This is a genomic window from Novosphingobium sp. NDB2Meth1 (assembly GCF_900117425.1).
Taxonomy (GTDB): Bacteria; Pseudomonadota; Alphaproteobacteria; order Sphingomonadales; family Sphingomonadaceae; genus Novosphingobium.
Genome location: NZ_FPEH01000032.1, coordinates 454,224 through 477,126, shown reverse-complemented (window position 1 = coordinate 477,126; position 22,903 = coordinate 454,224). Strand labels below are relative to the sequence as shown.

General features: G+C 65.9%; 23 protein-coding genes. 16 read left to right on the top strand and 7 right to left on the bottom strand.

What is annotated here, in order from left to right; all coding sequences use genetic code 11:
• The first annotated feature begins 28 nt into the window (after positions 1 to 28).
• From NDB2M1_RS20450 to NDB2M1_RS20440, 3 genes are all read left to right on the top strand, one after another.
• Entirely contained in the window at positions 29 to 2,290 is a 2,262-nt protein-coding gene (locus NDB2M1_RS20450) for an NADP-dependent malic enzyme (RefSeq protein WP_072384574.1), read from the top strand.
• Between the two features lie 67 nt (positions 2,291 to 2,357).
• Positions 2,358 to 2,621, top strand: coding sequence for a CopG family ribbon-helix-helix protein (locus NDB2M1_RS20445; RefSeq protein WP_072384573.1), 264 nt, complete (start codon positions 2,358 to 2,360; stop codon positions 2,619 to 2,621).
• A gap of 2 nt (positions 2,622 to 2,623) precedes the next feature.
• Positions 2,624 to 2,923, top strand: a complete 300-nt coding sequence (locus NDB2M1_RS20440) for a type II toxin-antitoxin system RelE/ParE family toxin (RefSeq protein ID WP_072384572.1) — start codon at positions 2,624 to 2,626, stop codon at positions 2,921 to 2,923.
• 298 nt (positions 2,924 to 3,221) lie between these two features.
• On the opposite strand, the gene thiS is transcribed toward NDB2M1_RS20440, so the two are convergent.
• Complete coding sequence (gene thiS / locus NDB2M1_RS20435) at positions 3,222 to 4,202, bottom strand: sulfur carrier protein ThiS (RefSeq protein ID WP_072384571.1); 981 nt, start codon at positions 4,200 to 4,202, stop codon at positions 3,222 to 3,224.
• A gap of 39 nt (positions 4,203 to 4,241) precedes the next feature.
• The gene (locus tag NDB2M1_RS20430; RefSeq protein ID WP_054121483.1) at positions 4,242 to 4,628 is read right to left on the bottom strand and encodes a MerC domain-containing protein; all 387 of its coding nucleotides are present in this window, start codon (positions 4,626 to 4,628) and stop codon (positions 4,242 to 4,244) included.
• 133 nt (positions 4,629 to 4,761) lie between these two features.
• Between NDB2M1_RS20430 and NDB2M1_RS20425 the strand changes: the two genes are divergently transcribed.
• From NDB2M1_RS20425 to rpsI, 3 genes are all read left to right on the top strand, one after another.
• Positions 4,762 to 5,832 (top strand): COX15/CtaA family protein, encoded by a 1,071-nt coding sequence (locus NDB2M1_RS20425; protein WP_253185973.1) that lies wholly within the window; start codon positions 4,762 to 4,764, stop codon positions 5,830 to 5,832.
• A 185-nt stretch (positions 5,833 to 6,017) separates the two neighbouring features.
• A complete protein-coding gene (rplM, locus tag NDB2M1_RS20420; RefSeq protein WP_072384569.1) occupies positions 6,018 to 6,497 on the top strand; it encodes a 50S ribosomal protein L13 in 480 nt (159 codons plus the stop codon).
• A gap of 3 nt (positions 6,498 to 6,500) precedes the next feature.
• A complete protein-coding gene (gene rpsI, locus NDB2M1_RS20415; protein ID WP_072384568.1) occupies positions 6,501 to 7,034 on the top strand; it encodes a 30S ribosomal protein S9 in 534 nt (177 codons plus the stop codon).
• A 286-nt stretch (positions 7,035 to 7,320) separates the two neighbouring features.
• Here the strand turns inward: rpsI and NDB2M1_RS20410 are convergent, their stop codons facing one another.
• Positions 7,321 to 7,656, bottom strand: coding sequence for a DUF1244 domain-containing protein (locus NDB2M1_RS20410; protein WP_054120771.1), 336 nt, complete (start codon positions 7,654 to 7,656; stop codon positions 7,321 to 7,323).
• Positions 7,657 to 7,719: 63 nt separating this feature from the next.
• On the opposite strand from NDB2M1_RS20410, the gene pyk reads away from it, so the two are divergent.
• On the top strand, positions 7,720 to 9,180 hold the full coding sequence (gene pyk, locus NDB2M1_RS20405; protein ID WP_072384567.1) for a pyruvate kinase: 1,461 nt from the start codon (positions 7,720 to 7,722) through the stop codon (positions 9,178 to 9,180).
• Between the two features lie 7 nt (positions 9,181 to 9,187).
• Here pyk and NDB2M1_RS20400 read toward each other — a convergent pair whose 3' ends face one another.
• Positions 9,188 to 9,868: a YggS family pyridoxal phosphate-dependent enzyme gene (locus NDB2M1_RS20400; protein ID WP_072384566.1), complete on the bottom strand. Its 681-nt coding sequence runs from the start codon at positions 9,866 to 9,868 to the stop codon at positions 9,188 to 9,190.
• 22 nt (positions 9,869 to 9,890) lie between these two features.
• On the opposite strand from NDB2M1_RS20400, the gene NDB2M1_RS20395 reads away from it, so the two are divergent.
• From NDB2M1_RS20395 to NDB2M1_RS20385, 3 genes are all read left to right on the top strand, one after another.
• Positions 9,891 to 10,412, top strand: a complete 522-nt coding sequence (locus tag NDB2M1_RS20395; protein ID WP_054120774.1) for a thiamine phosphate synthase — start codon at positions 9,891 to 9,893, stop codon at positions 10,410 to 10,412.
• A gap of 110 nt (positions 10,413 to 10,522) precedes the next feature.
• Positions 10,523 to 12,928, top strand: coding sequence for an FtsK/SpoIIIE family DNA translocase (locus tag NDB2M1_RS20390; RefSeq protein WP_072384565.1), 2,406 nt, complete (start codon positions 10,523 to 10,525; stop codon positions 12,926 to 12,928).
• A gap of 152 nt (positions 12,929 to 13,080) precedes the next feature.
• Positions 13,081 to 13,515 carry a hypothetical protein gene (locus NDB2M1_RS20385; RefSeq protein ID WP_143146855.1) on the top strand — a complete coding sequence of 145 codons (435 nt, stop codon included), beginning with the start codon at positions 13,081 to 13,083 and terminating at the stop codon, positions 13,513 to 13,515.
• Here the strand turns inward: NDB2M1_RS20385 and NDB2M1_RS20380 are convergent.
• Positions 13,475 to 13,939, bottom strand: a complete 465-nt coding sequence (locus tag NDB2M1_RS20380; RefSeq protein ID WP_072384563.1) for an Lrp/AsnC family transcriptional regulator — start codon at positions 13,937 to 13,939, stop codon at positions 13,475 to 13,477. The genes NDB2M1_RS20385 and NDB2M1_RS20380 overlap by 41 nt on opposite strands.
• Positions 13,940 to 14,074: 135 nt before the next feature.
• On the opposite strand from NDB2M1_RS20380, the gene ald reads away from it, so the two are divergent.
• Both ald and NDB2M1_RS20370 read left to right on the top strand, forming a co-directional pair.
• Entirely contained in the window at positions 14,075 to 15,190 is a 1,116-nt protein-coding gene (gene ald / locus NDB2M1_RS20375; protein ID WP_072384562.1) for an alanine dehydrogenase, read from the top strand.
• Between the two features lie 53 nt (positions 15,191 to 15,243).
• Positions 15,244 to 16,953 carry a sensor domain-containing diguanylate cyclase gene (locus NDB2M1_RS20370; RefSeq protein ID WP_072384561.1) on the top strand — a complete coding sequence of 570 codons (1,710 nt, stop codon included), beginning with the start codon at positions 15,244 to 15,246 and terminating at the stop codon, positions 16,951 to 16,953.
• Here NDB2M1_RS20370 and NDB2M1_RS20365 read toward each other — a convergent pair.
• Positions 16,950 to 17,336 carry an acyl-CoA thioesterase gene (locus NDB2M1_RS20365; RefSeq protein ID WP_072384560.1) on the bottom strand — a complete coding sequence of 129 codons (387 nt, stop codon included), beginning with the start codon at positions 17,334 to 17,336 and terminating at the stop codon, positions 16,950 to 16,952. The genes NDB2M1_RS20370 and NDB2M1_RS20365 overlap by 4 nt on opposite strands.
• Positions 17,337 to 17,338: 2 nt before the next feature.
• A complete protein-coding gene (locus tag NDB2M1_RS20360) occupies positions 17,339 to 19,402 on the bottom strand; it encodes a S9 family peptidase (protein WP_072384559.1) in 2,064 nt (687 codons plus the stop codon).
• Between the two features lie 71 nt (positions 19,403 to 19,473).
• Between NDB2M1_RS20360 and NDB2M1_RS20355 the strand changes: the two genes are divergently transcribed.
• From NDB2M1_RS20355 to NDB2M1_RS20340, 4 genes are all read left to right on the top strand, one after another.
• On the top strand, positions 19,474 to 21,273 hold the full coding sequence (locus NDB2M1_RS20355; RefSeq protein ID WP_072384715.1) for an aminopeptidase P family protein: 1,800 nt from the start codon (positions 19,474 to 19,476) through the stop codon (positions 21,271 to 21,273).
• 56 nt (positions 21,274 to 21,329) lie between these two features.
• Positions 21,330 to 21,704, top strand: a complete 375-nt coding sequence (locus tag NDB2M1_RS20350; protein ID WP_072384558.1) for a VOC family protein — start codon at positions 21,330 to 21,332, stop codon at positions 21,702 to 21,704.
• Between the two features lie 5 nt (positions 21,705 to 21,709).
• Positions 21,710 to 22,105, top strand: a complete 396-nt coding sequence (locus tag NDB2M1_RS20345; RefSeq protein WP_072384557.1) for a cupin domain-containing protein — start codon at positions 21,710 to 21,712, stop codon at positions 22,103 to 22,105.
• 128 nt (positions 22,106 to 22,233) lie between these two features.
• Positions 22,234 to 22,902: an EF-hand domain-containing protein gene (locus NDB2M1_RS20340; RefSeq protein ID WP_072384556.1), complete on the top strand. Its 669-nt coding sequence runs from the start codon at positions 22,234 to 22,236 to the stop codon at positions 22,900 to 22,902.
• The last annotated feature ends 1 nt before the right edge of the window (position 22,903 follow it).

Sequence of the window (22,903 nt, the reverse complement as noted above, 5' to 3'; positions counted from 1 at the left end):
AACGCCGCGCGCGCCAAGGGGGAATTTGATGACCGACGAGAGCAACGTCCGCTTCACCGAACGTGAGGCGCTGTTCTATCACAACACAATTCGCCCTGGTAAGATCGAGATCATCGCCTCCAAGCCGATGGCAACGCAGCGCGATCTGAGCCTCGCCTATTCGCCCGGCGTCGCCGTCCCGGTCCGCGCCATCGCGGAAAACCCTGCCACCGCCTATGACTACACCGCCAAGGGCAACCTCGTCGCGGTCATCTCCAACGGCACCGCCATCCTCGGCCTCGGCAATCTCGGCGCGCTGGCCTCGAAGCCGGTGATGGAAGGCAAGGCGGTGCTGTTCAAGCGGTTTGCCGACGTCGATTCGATCGACATCGAACTCGCCACCGAAGACCCGCAGGCGTTCATCGATGCGGTCGCGCTGATGGAGCCGAGCTTCGGCGGCATCAATCTCGAGGACATCAAGGCGCCCGAGTGCTTCATCATCGAGCAGGCGCTGAAGGAGCGCCTCAAGATCCCGGTGATGCATGATGACCAGCACGGCACCGCGATCATTTCCGCCGCCGGCCTGCTCAACGCCTGCTTCCTCACCGGCCGCAATCTGGCCGACGTCAAGGTTGTCGTGAACGGCGCGGGCGCTGCGGCGATTGCCTGCACCGAGCTGATCAAGGCGATGGGCGTGCGGCACACAAATGTCACGATGTGCGACAGCAAGGGCGTGATCTACGTCGGCCGTGCCGGTGTCGACCAATTCAAGTCCGCCCACGCCATCGATACCCCGCACCGCACGCTGGAAGAAGCGATGGAAGGCGCCGACATCTTCCTCGGTCTTTCCGTGCAAGGCGCGGTCACGCAAGAGATGGTCAAGAAGATGGCGCCGCAGCCGATCATCTTCGCGATGGCCAATCCCGATCCCGAGATCACCCCGCCCGAGGCCCGCGCGGCGCGGCCTGATTGCATCGTCGCCACCGGCCGTTCGGACTATCCGAACCAGGTCAACAACGTGCTCGGCTTCCCCTTCATCTTCCGCGGTGCGCTGGATGTGCAGGCCACCACGATCAACGAGGAAATGAAGATTGCTGCCGCGCGGGCCATCGCCGAACTGGCCCGCGAGTCGGTGCCCGAGGAAGTGGCCGCCGCCTATGGCCAGAAGCATACGTTCGGGCTCGATTACATCATCCCCGCGCCGTTCGATCCGCGCCTGATGGAAGTCGTCTCTTCGGCCGTCGCCAAGGCGGCGATGGATTCGGGGGTGGCGCAGAAGCCGATCGAGGATTTCAACGCCTATCGCACCCAGCTCAAGGCCCGGCTCAATCCCACCACCGGCGCGCTCACCAGCGTCTACGAGCAGGTCAAGGAGAACCCCCGGCGCGTCGTCTTTGCCGAGGCGGAGAACGAAGTCGTGCTGCGTGCAGCGATCCAGTACCGCGATTTCGGCTATGGCACCCCGGTTCTGGTCGGCCGCACGCAGGCTGTCCACAACCTGCTGACCGAACTCGGCGTCGGCGATCCGGACAGCTTCGAGATCCACAACTCGGCGGTCTCCCCGCTCGTGCCGGAAATGGTGACCTACCTGTACGAGCGGCTGCAGCGGCGCGGCTTCATGGAGCGCGACGTACGGCGCATGGTCAACCAGGACCGCAACGTGTTTGCCTCGCTGCTCGTCGCGCTCGGCCATGGCGATGCGATGATTTCGGGCATGACCCGCACCTTCGCGCAGACCATCAAGGAAGTGCGCCAGGTCCTCGATCCCAAGCCCGGCAGCCTGCCCTTCGGCATCCACATGATGATCGCGAAGAACTACACCGTGTTCCTCGCCGATACGACCGTGAACGAGCGCCCGAACGCGGCGGAACTCGCCCATATCGCGACCGAAACCGCCGCCGTCGCCCGCCGCATGGGGCACGAACCGCGCGTCGCGTTCCTGTCCTACTCGACCTTCGGCAACCCGAGCGGGCGCTGGCTTGACGATATCCGCGGTGCGGTGGCGATCCTCGACGAGCAGAAGCCCAATTTCGAATATGAAGGCGAAATGGCACCTGACGCCGCGCTCAATCCCAAGGTCATGGCGAGCTATCCGTTCAGCCGCCTTTCGGGTCCGGCCAATGTGCTGATCATGCCCGGCCTGCAATCGGCCAACATCTCCGCCAAGCTGCTGCGCGAACTTGCTGGCAACGCGGTGATCGGCCCGATGCTGATCGGCATGGAAAAGCCCGTCCAGATCGCGGCAATGACCTCGATCGCGCCGGATATCCTGACGCTGGCGGTGCTGGCGGCGGCGGGGATTGCGGGATGATTGCAGGTCTGGATTGAAGACGTCGCACGTTGTGTTACATTGTGCGCGCCATGCAGGAGCGCACGCCATGAATGCCAGCACGACAATGACGATCCGGGTGACCCCTGATCTCAAGGAAAAGCTGGGTCGGCTGGCGCGAAGCACCCGCCGGTCCAGCTCGTTCGTCGTGGTGGAGGCTGTCGAAGCCTATGTGAACCGCGAACTGCGGATCATCGAGGGCATCCAGCAAGGACTGGCTGATATGCATGCGGGCCGCGTCATACCGCACGATGAAGCAATGGCGGAAGCCCGCCAGATCATTGCCGCAGCGCAGCAGGCAAAGACGGACTAACGGTGCGGCGCGTCGTTTGGGCAAACAGCGCCAAGGACGACTTTCTGGCAATTGTGCGCCACATCGCCGCCGATGATCCCGGCGCTGCCGAACGCGTGCTTGCAGCGATTCAGCAAACCGGAAACGCCCTCGCCGATTTTGCTACAGGCCATCCGGGCCGGGTTGCGGGGACTTACGAGAAGTCCGTCGCCCGGTTGCCCTATGTGATTGCCTATGCACTGGGGGCCGACGAAACGGACCTGACCATCCTTCGCGTGATCCACACCTCGCGGAATTGGGTAGCTGACCACTGGCCGGAATGAGATCACACCTTGCCGGGGTTCTCCCAAGCTCGCGCGGTTCGGATCTGGGCGCCATGGAAGGTCAGCGAAGGGGGCGGATGGCCTCAACTGGCGCGGCTGGACTTGGTGGGAAGCGGACAATTCCACCAGCACACTGCCCGTCGGCCCGTGCTTGACACGGGCCTTGGCTTTTCCTTTCAGGCCGGGCGTTAAAAGAACAGCCAAACCCCGTGTCAAGCACGGGGTGACGGTGGGTTTTTGGTGGCGATGGTAAGCCGTGATGTCCGCAACTGGGCGATTCCGGACGGAAGGAACTGGATCAAATCAGCCCCGCCAGCGGACTGCTCGGATCGGCATACTTCCGCGTCCCCATCCGCCCCGCCAAATAGGCGTCGCGCCCCGCCTCGACCGCTGCCCGCATCGCGCGGGCCATGCGGATCGGGTCTTTCGCTTCGGCGATGGCGGTGTTCATCAGCACGCCGTCGCAGCCCAGTTCCAGTGCGACCGCGGCGTCGCTCGCGGTGCCCACGCCCGCATCGACCAGCACTGGCACTTTCGCGCCTTCCACGATCAGGCGGATCGTCACGCGGTTCTGGATGCCAAGGCCTGAGCCAATCGGCGCGCCCAGCGGCATAACCGCGACCGCGCCCGCATCTTCCAGCTGTTTCGCCGCGATGGGATCGTCCACGCAGTAGACCATCGGCAGGAAGCCTTCCTTGGCCAGCACTTCGGTCGCGCGGATCGTCTCGACCATGTTGGGATAGAGCGTGCGCGCCTCGCCCAGCACTTCAAGCTTCACCAGATCCCAGCCGCCCGCCTCGCGCGCCAGCCGTAGCGTGCGGATCGCGTCCTCGGCGGTGAAGCAGCCGGCAGTGTTGGGGAGGTAGGTGATCTTCTTGGGGTCGATGTAGTCCGTCAGCATCGGCGCCTTGGGGTCGCTGACGTTGACCCGGCGCACCGCGACTGTGACGATCTCCGCGCCCGAGGCTTCGACCGCCGCCGCGTTCTGCGCGAAGTCCTTGTATTTGCCGGTCCCGACGATCAGGCGCGAACGGAAGGTCCGGCCTGCCACCGACCAGGTATCGTCTTCCTGCCCGCCGCCGACGAAATGCACGATCTCCAGCACGTCGCCCTCCGCAATGGCGACAGCCGCTAGCGTCGAGCGCGGGACGATCTCGCCATTGCGCTCCACGGCCACCTTGGCGGGATCGAGCTCGAGGCTGCGGACGAGATCGGCAATCGAACCGGGCGCGGCGCGGCGCGGTTCGCCATTGAGAGTGAGGGAAAGTTCGGTCGACATGCGCCGGGCTTTAGCGCCGCTTACGCCCCATGCAAGCGGTCAGCAGCCGCTCCGACGCAGGTTGACAATATGGGCAGAGGCCACAAGCACCACGCCGCAGATCGTGAGCAGCGCTTCGCCGGTGCCGTGGTCGCTGACGATGGCGGCGGCCATCAGCGCGAGGCCGGTGGTGCCGAGCGCCAGCGGCAGGCGGTGCCCATGCTTCAACGCACCCGCGCCGATGGTGACCATGCCGACAAGGAACGCCGCAACCAGCCCGAACCGGTGAATCGCCGGATTGAGCAGCACGCCGCCGCCGAGGCCCAGCACGCCGATCAGGAACAGCCCCGCGACGCAGTGCACCATGCACAGCCCGCTGATCAGCACGCCCAGCCGGTCAAACCGGCCGCGCACGATATCGGCGGAGGAGTCGGGGCTTTCGTTCATGACGGCGGCTATATGTAATAGTATCACATAACGCAATGCTCATCCGGCGCTCTGGCGATTCCCTTATTCCTACGGGCGATCCTGCCCCCATTGGCGCTTGCGTTTCAGCGCCTTGGCGCGCAGAGGCGCGGCCATGGATGCAGTAGCCATGGCCCCGGCCCGTAACCGCACCGCCGCTCCCGCCCCCCTCGCGCTTGCGCGCTGGCTCCTCGTCGTCGCGCTGATGATCATCGCCATCGTGGTTGTCGGCGGGATCACGCGGCTCACCGAATCGGGCGTCTCGATCACCGAATGGAAGCCCGTCTCGGGCGCGCTTCCGCCGCTGACCGAGGCGGACTGGCAGGCCGAGTTCGCCAAGTACCAGCAGACGCCGCAGTATGTGCTGGTCAACGGCCCGGCTGGTATGACCCTCGCCACCTACAAGTTCATCTTCTTCTGGGAATGGGTGCACCGCCTGCTGGCCCGCGCCATCGGCATGGCCTTCGCGCTGCCGCTCCTGTGGTTCTGGCTGCGTGGGGCAATCCCGAACGGCTACAAGCCGCGCTTGCTCGCGCTGCTGGCCTTGGGCGCGCTGCAAGGGGCGGTCGGCTGGTGGATGGTGAAGTCCGGCATCGTTCACGACGTAAAAGTAAGCCACTTTCGCCTCGCCGCGCATCTGCTGGTGGCGCTCACCACGCTGGCGGGCGTGGTCTGGACCATGCTCGATCTGCACGCGCTGGCCCGCGGTGAACCCCGCGCGAAGCTCACCGGCTTTGCCGCGCTCGCGCTCGGCATGCTCCTGATCCAGTTGTTCTACGGCGCATTGCTTGCGGGCATGCGGGCAGGGACCGTCGCGGGGGGCGGCTGGCTCGACTGGAATGTCTGGCCGCTGATGCAGGGCGCCTTCTTCCCGGCCGGGATCGAGTGGTCGCTGGGCGCGGCCCATGCCTTCTTCTCCGATCCCTATCTCGTCCACTTCATCCACCGTTGGTGGGCCTGGGCTGTGGTCGCCGTCCTCGTCGTCATGGGCCGCAAGCTCCGCCACTCCGGCGCGCGCCCGGCATCGGTCGCGATCCACAGCGCTTTCGGCACGCAGATCGTGCTCGGCATCGCCACGGTGATGAGTGGCGTGACGATCTGGATTGCCGTGCTCCACCAGCTTACCGGCGCGCTCCTCGTGGCCTGCACAGCATGGGGCGCGCACCGGCTCGGCCAGCAGGGTTGATGTTGATCCGCCCACGTTTCAGCCTCACTGAAACGTCAAACAGGATGGCGGTATTATTTTACCTCTCTCGAAACCCGCCGTTTGCTTGACTCTTTGGCCCACTTGCAACAAAGGCGCGCTTCCTCGCCGTGGGGCGCACTTCGGTGCCTGCATGGCATACCACATTTCCAGGATGGGTTTCAGCCATGAAGGCGCTCACGAAAGTCACCCGGTCGATCAAGCCGGCCGAGGTGGAAAAGAAGTGGCATCTCATTGATGCCGATGGCCTCGTTGTCGGCCGTCTCGCGGTGGTTATCGCGAATCACCTGCGCGGCAAGCACAAGCCGAGCTACACCCCGCACGTCGATTGCGGCGATCATGTCGTCGTCATCAACGCCGACAAGGTGAAGCTGACGGGCAACAAGCTCAAGGACAAGATCTACTACAAGCACACCGGTTATGCCGGCGGCATCAAGGAAGTCACCGCGGACAAGGTCCTCGGTGGTCGCTTCCCCGAGCGTGTGCTGGAGAAGGCCGTCGAGCGCATGATCCCGCGCGGCCCGCTCGGCCGTGCGCAGATGCGCGCGCTGCATCTCTATGCCGGCGCTGAACATCCCCATGCCGGGACCCAGCCCCAGCCGCTCGACGTCGCGTCGATGAACCGCAAGAACAAGGTGGGTGCGTAAGCCATGTCCGACACCGATACCGTCTCCAGCCTCGCGGATCTCAAGGATCTGACCTCGGCTGCCGCCGCCGCTGCTCCTGCCGCGACGACCGAAGCGCCCCGCGCTCCCTCGGCTCCCGCCGCGCCGCTGCGCGAGCGTGAAGTCGACGCGCAGGGTCGTTCCTACGCGACCGGCCGCCGCAAGGATGCCGTCGCCCGCGTGTGGATCAAGCCCGGCTCGGGCAAGATCACCGTCAACGGCCGCGATCAGGAAGTCTATTTCGCGCGCCCGACGCTGCGCCTCGTCATCAACCAGCCGTTCGAAGTCGCTGACCGCTCGGGTCAGTACGACGTCGTCGCCACTGTCAAGGGCGGCGGTCTCTCGGGTCAGGCCGGTGCGGTCAAGCACGGCATCTCGCAGGCGCTTTCGAAGTTCGAGCCCGCGCTGCGCGGCGCCGTCAAGGCCGCCGGGTTCCTCACTCGCGACCCGCGCGTTGTCGAACGCAAGAAGTACGGCAAGGCCAAGGCCCGCAAGAGCTTCCAGTTCTCGAAGCGCTAAGAGTTTCGGGCATCCGGAAACAGAAAAGGGCGCCGGGCCATCCCGGCGCCCTTTTTCTTTGGCGATTGTGTAGTTTACAAACCCGCGCCAGCAGAAATGCCGTAGATGGCACCAACGACCAGCGCGGCATTGAAGATGGTAACTGGCCAAAATGCTGCCGGGTTCGCCGAACGAGAGAACTGCGCACCTCGCCATGTGACTACGCTGGTCCGAGCCGATCTTATGAGGCGCGCTGTCCCCACCGCAGCCGCCAAGACGAAAAATGCGTCAATCAGGACGACGGAAATCACTCCGGCTTCACCGGCGCGTTGCGCTTCATGCTCTCGGCCATGCGCGCAAGCTGCTCGGCGGTCGCTTCCGTCTGGTAGCGCGTCTTCCATTCGTCGGCAGGCAGGCCGTGGATCACTTCGCGTGCACCAGCCTTGTCCAGTCCCGCGCCGGCATCGTTGATCCAATCCGCGAGGCAGTTGCGGCAGAAGCCCGCAAGGCCCATAAGATCGATGTTCTGCGCGTCATGACGGTGGCGCAAGTGCCTGACAAGGCGGCGGAACGCGGCTGCGGCCACGGCGTCCGGCAGTGCATCCAGAGCATCGGGCGATGAGGTTTCTGCATTCGTATCCATTGGGTTCGTCCTTGGGTTTTCAAGGTAGTTAGGCCATAGGGCCAGCGCATTCAATTCGAGGTGATGGACGTGGCAAAACTGGATCCCCGTGGCCGCAAGGTGAAGATCCTTGCCACCGTCGGACCTGCCAGCCGGTCTCCGGAAATGCTCGAGAAGCTCTTCCGCGCCGGTGCCGATGCCTTCCGGGTCAACATGAGCCACGGCGAACACGCCGTCCATGCCGAGACGATCGCCGCGATTCGCGCGCTGGAGCGCAAGGTCAACCGCCCGATCACGATCCTTTGCGATCTGCAGGGCCCCAAGCTGCGCGTCGGCAAATTTAAGGATGGCCGCGCGGTGATCCGCCATTCAGGCCACTTCACGCTCGATCGCAATCCGGAGCCGGGTGACGAGACGCGCGTCCAGCTGCCGCATCCCGAGCTGTTCGGGATCCTGAAGCCGGGCCAGCGCCTGCTGATCGATGATGGCAAGTTGCGCCTGCGGGTGATCCGCGCGGACGACAACGAAATCCTCTGCTCGGCTGAAGTTGGCGGCGTTATCTCGGACCGCAAGGGCGTCAACGTGCCCGATGCGGTGATCCCGGTCCCGGCCATGACCGACAAGGACCGCCGCGACCTCGCCTTCGCGGTCACCCACGGTGCGGACTGGATCGCGCTTTCGTTCGTCCAGCGCCCCGAGGACGTTGCCGAAGCCCGCCGCCTGATGGGCGGTTATGGCGCGCTGATGGCCAAGATCGAGAAGCCCGCTGCCATCTCGCGGCTCGACGAAATTCTCGAACTCGCGGACGGCCTGATGGTCGCGCGCGGCGATCTCGGTGTCGAGTTGAACCCCGAGCAGGTTCCGCCGCTGCAGAAGCGCATCGTCGAGAAGGCGCGGCGCGAGGGCAAGCCGGTCGTGGTCGCGACGCAAATGCTCGAATCGATGATCGAGAGCCCGACGCCGACCCGCGCCGAAGTCTCCGACGTCGCCAACGCCGTCTATGACGGTGCCGATGCGGTCATGCTTTCCGCCGAGACCGCTGCGGGCGCCTGGCCGGAAGAGGCCGTCACGATCATGGACCGCATCGCCAGCGAGGTCGAGAACGATCCCGGCTATGCCGCGCGCGTCCATTTTATCGAGACCCGCCCCGATCCGACTACTGCCGATGCGCTGGCCGAGGCTTGCGCGAGTATCGCCAAGGCGCTCCCGATCGCGGGCATCATCGTGTTCACCGGCTCTGGCTCGACTGCCCGCCGCGTTGCGCGCGAACGGCCGGGCGTGCCGATGCTGGTGCTCACGCCCTCGACGATGACCGCGCGCAAGCTCGGCCTCCTCTGGGGCGCGCATGCCGTTGCCACCAAGGATATCGGCAGCTTCGAGGAAATGATCGCCAAGGGCAAGCGCATGGCGCTGCGCCACGCGTTCGGCACCGCGGGCTCGCGCCTGATCACGCTGGCGGGTGTCCCCTTCGGCACACCGGGTTCGACCAACCTGCTCCACATGGTGACGCTGAGCGGCGACGAACTCGCCAAACACGGCGGCTGACTTTCCCTCAGCCGCGCGCGCCGAACAGCGCCGAGCCGACGCGCACATGCGTCGCGCCCAGCATCACCGCGGTCTCGAAATCATCGCTCATACCCATCGAGCGTGAGGGCAGGCCGTGATCGTCCGCCAGCTTGGCCATCAGCGCGAAGAACGGCGCGGCCTCGATCCCGGCGGGCGGCACGCACATCAGGCCGATGACCGGCAGTTCCGCCGCGCGCGCCTCGGTGAGCAGTGCCGGCAGGTCCGCCACCGCGCAGCCACCCTTCTGATCTTCATCGCCGATGTTCACTTGCACGAATAGCGGCACCCGGCGGCCCGCCTTGTCCATTGCGCGGGCGAGTGCTGTCAGCAGCGAGGGCCGGTCGAGCGAATGGATACAGTCGAAGCGCCGCACCGCGTCCTCGGCCTTGTTCGATTGCAGCTGGCCGACGAGGTGCAGTCGAATATCGGGATATGCGTCCTGCAGCGCTGGCCATTTCGCGTCCGCTTCCTGAACGCGGTTCTCGCCGAACACGCGCTGGCCATCATGGATCAGCGACAGGATAGCCTCCGCCGGATGCGTCTTCGAGACGGCGACCAGCGTGATGTCCTCGGCCTTGCGGCGGGCAATGGCGGCGGTGCCGGCGATGCGCTCGCGCACGGCGGCGAGCGGGCTCAGGGTGGCCAACGCGGCCTCTGGATCGGTCATGGAGCGGTGCTATAGGCCGGGCATGCGCCGGTGTCATCCTGTCCCTCGGACCCTCCTCCTCACCGACGCGCGCAACGATCACTGCCTCGAATCCGCGATTTCCCGCCTGCCGAACGGCAGTGCGCTGGTGTTCCGACACTACCATCTGCCGCCAGTCCAGCGCCGCGTTCGCTTCGAGACTCTTCGCCGCCTCTGCAAACGACGGGGTCTGCTGATCATCATCGCCGGCGAGGCACGCGGTTGGCGAGCGGATGGCCGCTATGGCGCGCCGCAAAGCCTCGGCCGCACCACGGGCCTGCGCCTCGCCACCGCGCACTCGCTGGCGGAGATCGGCGCCGCCGTCCGCTGCCGGGCGGATGCCATCCTGCTCTCGCCTGTCTTCCCGACCCGTTCGCACCCCGGTGCGCCGGTCCTCGGCTCTGTCCGCTTCCTCCGCCTCGCGCGCCGCTCGCCGCTGCCCGTGATTGCGCTCGGCGGCATGACGAAGCGCCGCGCCGCACGTCTGCCGGTCTGGGGATGGGCGGCGATCGACGGCCTTGCGTAGAACCCGCAGAAACCCGCGACTCGCCGGGATTCCTTGGGTTTTGTGCTCCATGCGTTCTTGACGCCATCCCCCATCGGGGGGCATGATGGCGGAAGAAAGGGACAGGTACCATGGCATCTCGCGCACTCGTTTCGCCCACTGGAGGGCGTGCCGCAAAGGGCGCGGATTGGCGCGCGATCCTGAAGCGCAGCTTTCGCCGCAGCGCCGAGCTGATCGGCGCCGCACTGCTCTTTGCCGCGATGATCGCGCTCGGCCTCGCGCTCGCGACCTATACCCAGACCGATCCTTCGGGCAGCACCGCATCGGGCAGCCCGGTCGAAAACTGGATGGGCCTGCCCGGAGCCTGGGCCGCCGAACGCGTGCTGCTGTTCTTCGGTCTCCCCGGCGTGCTGCTCCTGCCACTGCTCTATGTCTTCGCGCGGCGGCTGTGGGACGCCGCCGGCGATCTGATCGACATCGACGAGGAGGACGAAGGCTTCGCGCCGCTGCCCGCGTGGTGGCGCCTCGCCCTGCTGCTCGCGCTCGCCATGGTGCTTGTCGGCACCGCGCTTGCGCTGGTGTTCACCGGCCCGGGCGGGACGCTTCCCGCTGGAGCGGGCGGCCTTGGCGGACTGCTCGGCGCGGCGCTTGTACGCGGTCTTGCGCATCTGGCCCCGCCTGCCGAACCGTGGATTGTGGGCATCGCGGCCTTTGTCTCTGCGATTGGCGGTCTCATCGTCACCGCAAAGGTCTTCGTGTTCGATTGGCACCGCCTGCCGCGCATCCCGGCCTTCCTGCGCCGCGGCGATCTCCCGGTGGCCGAAGCCGCCGCCGGTGTCGCCGCGCTGCTGCCAAAGCGCCCGTCCAAGCCCCGCAGCGAGCCAGCAGAAGAGGTGGCGGTTACGGCTGCCGATGCGACTTCCAAGCCGCGCCGCCCTACCGAGATCACCGACCCCTCGCGGCCGCCCGCACCCGCGCAGGTCTCCGGCAAGGCGCGGCAGGGCGATCTGTTCGACCAGTCGCAGTTCGCGCTCCCCGGCCTCGATATCCTCGAGCCGCTGCCGGTCGCCTCGGGGCCGAAGATCGACAAGCTCGCGCTCGAACGCAACGCGCGCCTGCTCGAGAACGTGCTCGACGATTTCAACGTGAAGGGCGAGATTACCGCGGTGCGCACCGGACCGGTCGTCACGATGTACGAGCTTGAGCCCGCCCCAGGCATCAAGGCCAGCCGCGTGATCGGGCTTTCGGATGATATCGCCCGCAACATGAGCGCGATCTCGGCCCGCGTCTCCTCGATCCCCGGCCGCACCGTCATGGGCATCGAATTGCCCAACGCGGTACGCGACATGGTCTCGTTCCGCGAGCTCGTCTCCTGCGACAGGTTCGTCAACTCGAAGGGCATGCTGCCGATCATCCTCGGCAAGGACATCGCCGGCGAACCCATCGTGGCAGACCTTGCCACCATGCCGCACTTGCTGGTTGCGGGCACCACCGGCTCGGGCAAGTCGGTCGGGCTCAACTGTATCCTGCTCTCGCTGCTCTACCGGCTCACCCCGCAGCAGTGCCGCCTGATCCTCGTCGATCCCAAGGTGCTCGAGCTCAAGTCCTACGATGATATCCCGCACCTCCTCTCACCCGTGGTGACCGAGCCGGCCAAGGCTGTGCGCGCCTTGAAATGGGCGGTCGAGGAGATGGAGCGGCGCTACCGCATGATGTCCTCGGTCGGCGTGCGCAACATTTCCGGCTTCAACGAGAAGGTCCGCGCCGCCGCCAGCAAGGGCAAGCCGCTCGGCCGCCGCATCCAGGTCGGCTTCGATCCCGATACCGGCGAGGAACTGTTCGAGGAACAGCAGCTCGATTACCAGGTGCTGCCGCAGATCGTGGTGATCGTCGACGAACTCGCCGACCTGATGGTCACCGTCGGCAAGGAAATCGAAGTCCTCATCCAGCGCCTCTCGCAGAAGAGCCGCGCGGCGGGCATCCACCTCATCATGGCCACACAGCGCCCCTCGGTCGATGTCATCACCGGGGTGATCAAGGCCAACCTGCCCACCCGCATCAGCTTCGCGGTCACCAGCCGCATCGACAGCCGCACGATCCTTGGTGAACAGGGCGCCGAACAGCTGCTCGGCAAGGGCGACATGCTGTACAAGCCCAGCACCGGTGCCATCGCCCGCGTCCACGGGCCGTTCGTCAGCGACGAGGAAGTCGAGCGCGTCGCCGATCATTGGCGCGGGCAGGGCAGCCCGGACTACGTCGATTCGGTCACTGAAGAGCCGGAGGACGGCGGCTTCGGTTTCGACGACCTCGATGCGACCGCCTCGGACAATCCGGAAGAGCGCAAGTACCGCCAGGTCTGCCAGCTCGTGTTCGAAAGCCAGAAGGCTTCTGCCAGCTGGGTCCAGCGCCAGATGGGGGTGGGCTACAACACCGCCTCCAAGTGGATCGAACGCATGGAAGCGGACGGTTTTGTCGGCCCTGCCAACCATGTCGGCCGCCGCGACATTTACCGCGACAAGGACGGCAATCCGCTGTGATCGGGAGGCGGCGGCCCCTCATCGCTTAACAATCCACGCCCGCCGCCGTTCTCCCTTGATGACCGGCGGCGGCCCCTCCTGCCTTGTTGTCGCTGCTACCGGTTTCCCGGCCCAACCCGGGATGGCGTTTGGCAAGCGAGAAAGGTCCAGGCGTGCCCTATGTAGCCCTGTCCCAGTGCTGGTTCACGCGGCAGCATCAGCCGACCGCTTGGCGCGCACGCGAGGACGATGGGGGCATCTACAGCATCTGCCGCCACTGCGGCCGCCGCATCGTCACCTGGGGCCGTCACCGCTGGGGCATTGCCGACGGCCTTGATGTCTCGCATCTTGCCGAGACGGTAACAGGGCGCTTCCTCACGGTGCTCGACAGCGCGGACGAGTTCGTCGTGCGGCGCTTTCCTGTCGATCACCTGTCGAATGAGGACGCGGTCGCGGCGTTCAAGCTCGAACTGCGCGAGCGCTATGGCATGGATGAGCCTGGCAGCGACATCGTGCTGCTTGACAGCGCCGATCAGAGGCCGCAGCGACCGCGCAAGCCGCCGCCGATCACCGCCCGCCCGGCACAGGGTAGCCCGCGAACCGCTTGATCTGGCGCAGCGAGAAGCTCGATCGCATCGACGAGACGCCAGGAAGCCGCGCGAGGCAATCGCGGTGGATGCGGTCGTACTGGTCAAGATCTGCTGCCGCCACGCGGAGCAGGTAGTCCGCGCCGCCGGACATCAGGTGGCACTCGAGGATGTCGTCGAAATCCCCCACCGCGCGCTCGAAGCGGTCCATCGCCTCGCGGCTCTGGCTGGTCAGCGTGATCTCGACAAAGACGAGCGCGGCAAGCCCGATCCGGCGAGGGTCCACGCGCGCGGCGTAGCCGCTGATCACCCCTGCTTCCTCGAGCGCCCGCACGCGCCGGTGGCACGCCGAAGGCGAGAGTGCGACCGCCTCGGCGAGCGTCGCAATGGGCCGCGCCGAGTCGTGCTGCAGTGCATCAATCAACGCGGCGTCGATACGATCCATGCAAGAATTTCCTGCAAACTGGCCATATAATAGGATGTATCACCAAAATCAGTACGGCGATACCATCAATCAGGTGAAACAAGGCGCGCGGCCGGGTGTATCCTTTCGCCAACCCAGAGCGAAAAGGATCCTGCTATGCGTGTCGGTACCGTCCGGGAAATCAAGAACCACGAATACCGCGTCGGCCTGACGCCCGAGAGCGCGCGCGAACTCGCTGCGCATGGCCACGCAGTCTGGGTCGAGACCGGCGCCGGGCTCGGCATCGGCGCGGCGGACCGCGACTACGAAGCCGCCGGTGCGGTGATCAAGCCCGATGCCGCCACGATCTTCGCGGAATGCGAAATGGTCGTGAAGGTCAAGGAACCGCAGGCCGTCGAACGCGCACAGTTGCGCGAAGGCCAGATCCTCTTCACCTACCTCCACCTCGCACCCGATCCTGAGCAGACCGCCGATCTCGTGAAGTCCGGCGTCACCGCGATTGCCTATGAAACCGTCACCGGCCCCGGCAACCAGCTCCCCCTGCTCAAACCGATGAGCCAGGTCGCGGGCCGCATGGCGATCCAGGCCGGTGCGACGGCGCTGGAGAAGGCCCACGGCGGGCGCGGTGTGCTGCTCGGAGGTGTGCCTGGCGTGCTCCCCGCCAAGGTCGCAGTGATCGGCGGCGGTGTCGTCGGTTTCAACGCGGCGCAGATGGCGGCCGGCCTCGGCGCCGATGTCACCATTCTCGACCGCGATCCCGAAGTGCTCGAACGCCTCGGCACCCACTTCGAAAGCCGCGCCAAGACGCGCTTCTCGAACCGCGCCAACCTTGCCGATTGCGTCGCCGAGGCGGACCTCGTCATCGGCGCGGTGCTGATCCCCGGCGCCGCCGCCCCCAAGCTTGTCACGCGCGAAATGCTCGCCACGATGAAACCCGGCGCGGTCCTTGTCGACGTCGCGATCGACCAGGGCGGCTGCTTCGAGACCAGCCGCGCGACGACCCATGCCGAACCGACTTTCGTGGTCGACGGCATCGTCCACTACTGCGTCGCCAACATGCCCGGTGGCGTGGCGCGCACCAGCACTTATGCGCTCAACAACGTTACCCTGCCCCATGCCCTCAAGATCGCCGATCTTGGCTGGAGGGCCGCGCTTGCCGCCAACCCGCATCTCGCGGCCGGGCTCAACGTCCATGCCGGTGAAGTGACCTATGAAGCGGTCGCGCGCGAACTGGGCTATGCTTACCGACCGGTGAGCGAACTGCTCGCCTGACCACAGGTGCCGAGTTAACGTTGCTCTAAGCTCATTTTGCTAGGATCCAGCCCATGGACTGGATCTGGCGCAGGATTGTGCTGTTCGGGCTGGTGGCGCTGCTATCCGGCCTGTTTGGCATGCCCGCTGCCGCTGCTCCTATTGCCGCAAGTCAGACCTGCCACGCCTCGGCGGACGCTACGGAAACCTATGCGAACTTGCGCCACGCTCCGGACCGCTGGGTCTGCGAGGATTCCGGCTACGATATCGGGCCGCCAAACCTCTATGTGCGCTTTCGCCTGACCGATCCGGCACAGCCGCGTGCGCAGAGTTTCGTCACCCACGCCTCACCCTTCAGCACCATCACGATCTGGGTGGTCGACGAGCGCGGCACTGTCCGCTTCGCGCGCTACAAGCCGACTTCGGTGCATCACCTCATCGCGGGTCCGCTGATGGCCATGCCGCTCCCGCAGACCCCCTCGCGCCCGCGTCTCGTCGCGGTGAAGATCGTGCAGCCGTGGAACAAGATCATCGCCAGCGAGGCCCGGCTCGACAGCGCGCCCGAAGGCTCCGGCTGGGACATGAGCGTGGTTGTCGCGATGGCGGCGATCTGCGGCATGCTGGTCGTCCCGCTGCTGCTCAATTTCGGCTTCTATCTCGTTTTGCGCCGACAGTTCGTACTCTGGCACGTCGTGATGGTGGGCCTCATGCTGGTGACGACAGTCGTTGGCACTGGCTTTGTCCACATCGGGGTTGATCCGCTGGCAGGAACCGAGGTTGCAATCAACAGCATCTGTTACTGTGCGATTGCCGCCGCGGGCCTGCTGTTCCTCGTCACCTTCCTCGAAAACGATGCCTTGTCCGTGCCCGTGCGCCGGCTGCTGATCGGCTGTGCGCCGCTGGTGTTCTGCGGCGGTGTGTTCACGGCCGCCAAGATTGAGGCCCTGCGCCCGTGGAGCGCGCTCGGGACCTATTTCAGCGTGTCGCTTGCCATCGTCCTGATCGTGATCGGCCTCGTCGACGCCTGGCGACGCGGCAGCAAGCTCGTCAGCTTCCTCATCCTCGGCTGGAGCCCGACGCTGATCGTCGGCGTCTATCGCATCGGCTGCTACGTGTTGCCCCATGCCCGGCCGACTGAATCCGTCGTCATCTTCCAGCTGACGATTGCCGCCGAAGTTCTCATCAACTCGCTTGGCATCGTGATTCGCTTCCTCGAACTGCGTCGCGAGCGCGACATTGCCCATGCGCGGGCGCTCGAACTCGAAGGCGTCGCCGGCCGCGATGCGCTCACCGGGCTGTGGAACCGCCATTCGATCGAGCGCCGGTTCAACGACCTGTTCCACCTCGGCTACCGCACCATGGCGGTCATCGATCTCGATCTCTTCAAGCGCATCAACGACCGGCATGGGCATGCTGTCGGGGATTCGGTCCTGAAGGTCGTCGCGACCGTCCTCGGCGAAGACGGCGATGCCTGCGCGATCCGCATGGGCGGCGAGGAATTCCTGCTCCTCCTGCGCGGTCCCGGCGCCGCCGAACGCGCCGAACGCTGCCGCCGCGCTCTCAGCACGCGCATCGCAGCCGCCGTCCCCGGCCTTGGCCACGTGGTCACGGCCAGCATGGGGCTGGTCGAGCACGACCTTTCCGGCAACCTCGATGTCGAATTCGCGGTGCTCTACAGCCACTGCGACCGCCTGCTCTACGAAGCCAAGCGCCTCGGCCGCAACCGCACGATGCGTGAACGGCTGACCGGCTTTACCCCGGATGCACAGGTGCGAACCGCCTAGCCGGTAAACAGCGCCGCCATGTCTGCGGGAACGCGCTGGATGCGCATGCTGGCCTTGTCGATCAGCACCCACTGCGTCCGCGCGCTGACAATGACCTTGCCCGCTGAGTTGCGAAAATCCACCCACCGGTCGAACCGCGCGCCGCGTGGGGCATCGGGCACGAACGTCTCCGCCGTCACGCTCTCACCCAGCGCGACATTGCCGCGATAGTCGATCTCGTGCCGCGTCACGACCCAGACGTAGGCGTCCTGCCACTCGGCCGGGGCCAGTGCTTCCCAGTGCGAGGTGGCCACTGCCTCCATCCACTGCACCCACACCGCGTTGTTCACATGGCCCAGCACGTCGATGTGCTCAGGCCCGGCGGTGAAGGTCTTGGCGTGCATGCTCAAGCCGCAACGACCAGTTGCGCGAGGATGAAGGCAAACTCTTCCGCCGTCTCGCGCAGCCCCTCGAACCGGCCCGACTTGCCCCCGTGCCCCGCGCCCATGTTGGTCTTGAGCAGCAGTTCGTTGCTGTCGGTCTTCAGCTCGCGCAGCTTGGCGACCCACTTCGCGGGCTCCCAATAGGTAACGCGGGGATCGTTGAGGCCTGCCGTCACGAGCATCGGCGGATAGGCCTGTGCCGAGACCTGATCGTAGGGCGAATAGGAGCGGATGAGGTCGAACGCCGCCTTGTCCTCGATCGGATTGCCCCACTCAGGCCACTCGCCGGGCGTCAGCGGCAGCTCCTCGTCGAGCATCGTGCTCAGCACATCGACAAACGGCACATGCGCCGCCACCGCGCCCCACAGCTCCGGATCGGAATTGATCACTGCGCCCATCAGTTCACCGCCTGCCGATCCGCCTGCAATCGCGATCTTGCCCGCAGCCGTGAAGCCTTCCGCAATCAGCCCCTTCGCCACGTCCACGAAGTCGTTGAACGTATTCGTCCGCTGCTGCAGCTTGCCCGCCTTGTACCAGCGCCGCCCCAGATCATCGCCGCCCCGGATATGCGCGATGGCATAGGCGAACCCGCGATCCACCAGGCTCAGCCGCGTGGTCGAAAAGCCCGGCCCGATGGCGATCCCGTAGGCGCCATAGCCATAGAGATAGAGCGGCCCACCTGCCTCCCGGCCCTTGCGCCAAACCACCGAGACCGGCACCGCCGTTCCATCACGCGCCGTGATCTCCAGCCGGGCCGTCTCGTAAAGCGAGGCATCATAGCCGCTCGGTATCTCCTGCGTCTTCAGCAGCTCGAGCCGCCCTTCGACCACGTGATAGTCATAGACTGAAGCCGGGCTGGTCATGGACTCGTAGCTGACCCGCAGCTTGTCCATCGCCCATTCCGGATTGTCGCCGAGCGACGCCTCATAGCTCGCTTCCGCAAACGCGATCGGCTCCACCCGAGCCGGATCGTCGTAGTAGCGCACCTCGATGCGGTCGAGCCCGCGCACCCGCCCCTCGACCACATAGAAATCGCGGAACAGGTCGAACCCGGTGAGGTAGAAGTCGTCCGTCCCCTCGATCAGTGTTGTCCATTCGCCGGGGCTCGTCAGTGGTGCCGTCGCCAGCCGGAAATTCTCGTGGGTGTCGTTGGTGTGGACGAACAGCGTGTCGCCACGCACATCCACATCATATTCCACCCCCGTCTGGCGCGCCCGCACCAGCAGCGGTGGCGCCAGAGGATCAGAAGCTGGAACCAGCCGCACTTCGCTCGTCTCGTGGTCGCCGGTCGCAATCACCAGCCACTCGTCATTGGCCGAAAGCCCGGCGGAAACGCGAAAGCCCTCGTCGTCTTCGTGATAGAGCTCGACATCGCTCTCCACCGGCGTTCCCAGCCAGTGCAGCCTCGCATTGTCCGTGCGCCACTGTGCATTGGCGAGGCTGTAGACGAGCGCCTTGTCCCCCGCCGCCCAGACGAGTGCGGAGAGTGTCCCCGGGATCACATCGGGCAGTTCCTCGCCTGTCTCGATCACCTTGATCCGCGCGGTGAACCGCTCCGATCCGTTGTCGTCCACGGCCCAGGCCAGCAGCCGCCCGTCACTGGAAACCGAGAGCGCCCCCAGCCGGAAGTATGCCTTGCCCTCGGCCAGCGCGACTTCGTCGAGGATCAGCTCATCCGGCCCGCCAGCGACGGGCCGCCGCCACCACTTCTTGTACTCGGCGCCTTCCTCGTATTCGATCCAGTACAGCCAATCGCCGTCCTTCTGCGGCACCGACTTGTCGGCTTCCTTGATCCGCCCGCGCATTTCGGCGAGCAGCGTCTCGACTGTGGGCTGTAGCGGCTTCATCCGCGCTTCGAACCACGCGTTCTCCGCCTCCAGATGCGCCAGCACGTCGGCGTCCTTCACCTCCGGATAGCCGGGATCGCGCAGCCAGTTGTACGGATCCTCGATCGTCACGCCGTGGTGCGTGAACGTGTGGGGCTTCTTGGCCGCAACCGGCGGTGCAGTGGGGGTGGTCTCCGTCATTCCCCGCATCTATGGTGCTATCCATGAGCCTGCAAGGCAGGCAGCACCGCTTCAGGACAAGACCCATGCTGATGAACACCCACGAAGCCCGTCTCGATGCCCTGCGCAAGGAGCTCGTGCGGCAGGAGCTTGACGGCTTTGTCATCCCGATTTCCGACGAGCATATGAGCGAGTACGTGGGCGCCTATGCCCAGCGCCTCGGCTGGCTGACTGGTTTCGGCGGCTCGGCCGGCACGGCGGTCGTGCTCAAGGACAAAGCCGCGATCTTCGTCGACGGGCGCTACACGCTTCAGGTCCGCGAACAGGTCGACGGGCGGCTCTACGATTACCAGTCGGTCCCGCAAACGTCCGTCGCCGCATGGCTCGGCGAGCACGCCCCCGAAGGCAGCTGCATCGGCTATGACGCTTGGCTCCACGGCAAGGGCTGGGCCGATGGCGTCGCCGCCGCGCTGAAGCGCCGCCACGCCAGCCTTGTTGCCGTCGCGCAGAACCCCATCGACGCAATCTGGCAGGATCGCCCCGCACCGTCCGCCGCTCCGGCGCTCGTGCACCCAGACGAATTTGCAGGTGCCTCCGCCCATGAAAAGCGCGCCGAAGTCGCCGCATGGCTCACCGCGCGCGGGCTCGACGCTGCGGTCATTTCCGCGCTCGACTCCGTGGCATGGCTGCTCAACATGCGTGGGTCCGATGTCGACTGCACGCCCGTTACGCTCTCGTTCGTGCTCGCCCATGCCGACGGCACCGCAGACCTCTTCATCGCTCCCGAGAAGGTCACGCCCGAACTCGCCCAGCACCTCGGCAATGCCGTGCGCGTGGCTGACCGCGCTGCCTTCACCCCCGCGCTCGCCGCGCTGGCGGGCAAGAAAGTCGCGGTCGATCCCGAACGCGCGGTTGCGGCGATCTATGAGCAGCTCAAGGCAGCGGGCGCCGAGGCCGTCTCGCTCACCGATCCCACCGTGCTGCCCAAGGCCTGCAAGAACCCGGTCGAGCAGGCTGGCCACCGTGCCGCGCAGGCCCGCGATGGCGCGGCGATCACGCGCTTCCTCCACTGGCTCTCGAATGCCGCGCCGCAGGGCACCGAAACCGAACTCTCCGCCGCCGCCGCCCTGCGCGCCGAGCGCGAGAAGACCGGCCTGCTGCGCGATCTCTCGTTCGACACGATCTCCGCCGCTGGCCCCAATGGTGCCAGCCCGCATTACAAGGTGGACGAACACACCAACCGCGCGATCGAACCCAACAGCGTCTATCTCGTGGACTCGGGCGGCCAGTATCTCGACGGCACGACCGACATCACCCGCACTGTCTGGATCGGCCCCGACGCACCCCCGGCGGAAGTGAAAGACCGCTTCACCCGCGTGCTCAAGGGCCACATCGCGCTTGATCTCGCTGTGTTCCCGGAAGGCACCGTCGGCAGTCAGCTCGACAGCTTCGCGCGCCAGTTCCTGTGGTCCGCCGGGCTCGACTACGCACATGGTACCGGCCACGGCGTCGGCAGCTTCCTTGCGGTCCACGAAGGCCCGCAGCGGATCGCCAAGGCGGCGGGCGGGCAGGCCGGCACCGGCCAGCCGCTCCTCCCGGGCATGATCCTCTCGAACGAGCCGGGCTACTACAAGGCCGGCGAGTACGGCATCCGCATCGAGAACCTCGTGCTCGTCGAGGAACGCCAGATTCCGGGTGCCGAGGGCACGTTCATGGGCTTCGAGACGCTCACCTTCGCTCCCATCGACCGCACGCTGGTCGAACCCGCGCTGCTCCTGCCGCACGAGCGCGACTGGTGGAACGCCTATCACGCCAAGGTTCAGGCTCTGCTCGCCCCGCAGCTGTCCGGCGCCGACCTCGCCTGGCTGGAGGCTGCCTGCGCCCCGTTGTAAGTATATCCGTTCCTGATATGTTCTGATTATCGCGACTCGATGAAGAGGAGGATTGGATGATCGGTTACGTGACTCTGGGAACCAATGATCTCGCGCGCGGCGCGAAGTTCTATGATGCGATCGCTGCCGAAATGGGCACGGGCCGCATGTACGAATGGGAAGCCGCGATTGCGTGGGGCGAGCCGGGCGGCGGCGCCGGCATCGGGCTGATGAAGCCCTACAATGGCGAGCCTGCCACAGTCGGTAACGGCGTGATGGTCGCGCTCGAAGCCAAGGATCCGGCGCATGTCGACCGGCTTTATGCCGCGGCACTCGCCAATGGCGGCACCTGCGAAGGCCCTCCAGGACCGCGCGGCGAAGGCGGATTCTACGCGGCCTATTTCCGTGATCCCGATGGCAACAAATTGAACGCCTTCGTGATGGGAGCCTGACCGTCATGGCGCACCGCCTCGATACGAACCCGATCCACATCGGCCTCGGCGCGAAGGCGGTGCCCCAGCCTGCCTTCACCGGCATGGAGTGGTACGGCGGCTATATCGCCCGGCATGGTGCTGACGGGGCGGAAGGCCGCCTCGTCAGCCAGCACAGCTTCACCGAAAGCTGGGACAGCTGGGAAATGCACCCCGCGGGCGATGAAGTCGTCCTTCTGCTTACCGGCGAGGCGGTGCTCCATCAGGAGCTTGCGGACGGCACCACGGCCGAAGTGCGTCTCGCCGCGGGCGAATACGCGGTAAACCCGCCCGGCGCATGGCATACGATGGATCTGATGTCGGCCGAAGCAACCGCGCTCTTCATCACCTCCGGCATCGGCACAGAGCATCGCCCGCGCTGAAACGTCCGCGACAAAGTGCGACAAAGAACCGTATCGGCGGGATAATGCTGCGACAACCCGGTCCTAGAACGGACACAGCGGGAAGGGCGATCCTTCCCTGCGTCCCTTCAGGACAAGGACCGCGCATCATGAAGAAGACCACACTCGCCGCCACTGCGGCTGTTATCCTGACCGCTTCCACCGCGCTCTATGCCGCCTATCCTGCGCTCGCCGAACCGGGCCGCGATCCGATGGGCGATGCCACGATCACCTGGGCCGATGCCAAGGCCAAAGTCGATGCGATGTGGACAAGGCTGGACGTCAACAAGGATGGTGTGCTCAATCAGGCCGACCGCGAGGCCAAGATGGCCGAGATGTTCGACATGATCGATACCAACCACGACGGTTCGATCAGCAAGGCCGAATTCATGGAGCATCACAAGAAGATGATGGATGGTCCCGGCTGGAAGGACGGCAAGGGCCGTGATGGCGCCTCGGGCATGATGCCCCCGCCGCCTCCGGGTGCCGGAATGGGCATGATGATGGGTCCCGGCGCGCACTTGATGCGCGAAATGGCCGAGAAGGCCGATGCCAATCATGACGGCACAATCACCCGCGCCGAATTCGATGCCGCCGCCAAGGCTCGCTTCGATGCCGCCGATACCAATCACGATGGCAAGCTGACTGCTGCCGAGCGCCGCGCCGCATGGATGCAGATGCGCAAGGAGCACGGCGGCTGGCGCGGTTGGCGTGGCGGCCGCGGCATGCACGGCGACATGGGCGATATGCCGCCTCCACCACCGCCGCCGGGTGCCTGAT

Excerpts from the sequence above, each read along its gene's own strand:
- NDB2M1_RS20450 (WP_072384574.1), top strand. The coding sequence starts at position 29 with ATGACCGACGAGAGCAACGTCCGCTTCACCGAACGTGAGGCGCTGTTC.
- NDB2M1_RS20445 (WP_072384573.1), top strand. The coding sequence starts at position 2,358 with ATGAATGCCAGCACGACAATGACGATCCGGGTGACCCCTGATCTCAAG.
- thiS (WP_072384571.1), bottom strand. The coding sequence starts at position 4,202 with ATGTCGACCGAACTTTCCCTCACTCTCAATGGCGAACCGCGCCGCGCC.
- NDB2M1_RS20430 (WP_054121483.1), bottom strand. The coding sequence starts at position 4,628 with ATGAACGAAAGCCCCGACTCCTCCGCCGATATCGTGCGCGGCCGGTTT.
- NDB2M1_RS20425 (WP_253185973.1), top strand. The coding sequence starts at position 4,762 with ATGGATGCAGTAGCCATGGCCCCGGCCCGTAACCGCACCGCCGCTCCC.
- rplM (WP_072384569.1), top strand. The coding sequence starts at position 6,018 with ATGAAGGCGCTCACGAAAGTCACCCGGTCGATCAAGCCGGCCGAGGTG.
- rpsI (WP_072384568.1), top strand. The coding sequence starts at position 6,501 with ATGTCCGACACCGATACCGTCTCCAGCCTCGCGGATCTCAAGGATCTG.
- NDB2M1_RS20410 (WP_054120771.1), bottom strand. The coding sequence starts at position 7,656 with ATGGATACGAATGCAGAAACCTCATCGCCCGATGCTCTGGATGCACTG.
- pyk (WP_072384567.1), top strand. The coding sequence starts at position 7,720 with ATGGACGTGGCAAAACTGGATCCCCGTGGCCGCAAGGTGAAGATCCTT.
- NDB2M1_RS20400 (WP_072384566.1), bottom strand. The coding sequence starts at position 9,868 with ATGACCGATCCAGAGGCCGCGTTGGCCACCCTGAGCCCGCTCGCCGCC.
- NDB2M1_RS20395 (WP_054120774.1), top strand. The coding sequence starts at position 9,891 with ATGCGCCGGTGTCATCCTGTCCCTCGGACCCTCCTCCTCACCGACGCG.
- NDB2M1_RS20390 (WP_072384565.1), top strand. The coding sequence starts at position 10,523 with ATGGCATCTCGCGCACTCGTTTCGCCCACTGGAGGGCGTGCCGCAAAG.
- NDB2M1_RS20380 (WP_072384563.1), bottom strand. The coding sequence starts at position 13,939 with ATGGATCGTATCGACGCCGCGTTGATTGATGCACTGCAGCACGACTCG.
- ald (WP_072384562.1), top strand. The coding sequence starts at position 14,075 with ATGCGTGTCGGTACCGTCCGGGAAATCAAGAACCACGAATACCGCGTC.
- NDB2M1_RS20370 (WP_072384561.1), top strand. The coding sequence starts at position 15,244 with ATGGACTGGATCTGGCGCAGGATTGTGCTGTTCGGGCTGGTGGCGCTG.
- NDB2M1_RS20365 (WP_072384560.1), bottom strand. The coding sequence starts at position 17,336 with ATGCACGCCAAGACCTTCACCGCCGGGCCTGAGCACATCGACGTGCTG.
- NDB2M1_RS20360 (WP_072384559.1), bottom strand. The coding sequence starts at position 19,402 with ATGACGGAGACCACCCCCACTGCACCGCCGGTTGCGGCCAAGAAGCCC.
- NDB2M1_RS20355 (WP_072384715.1), top strand. The coding sequence starts at position 19,474 with ATGAACACCCACGAAGCCCGTCTCGATGCCCTGCGCAAGGAGCTCGTG.
- NDB2M1_RS20350 (WP_072384558.1), top strand. The coding sequence starts at position 21,330 with ATGATCGGTTACGTGACTCTGGGAACCAATGATCTCGCGCGCGGCGCG.
- NDB2M1_RS20345 (WP_072384557.1), top strand. The coding sequence starts at position 21,710 with ATGGCGCACCGCCTCGATACGAACCCGATCCACATCGGCCTCGGCGCG.
- NDB2M1_RS20340 (WP_072384556.1), top strand. The coding sequence starts at position 22,234 with ATGAAGAAGACCACACTCGCCGCCACTGCGGCTGTTATCCTGACCGCT.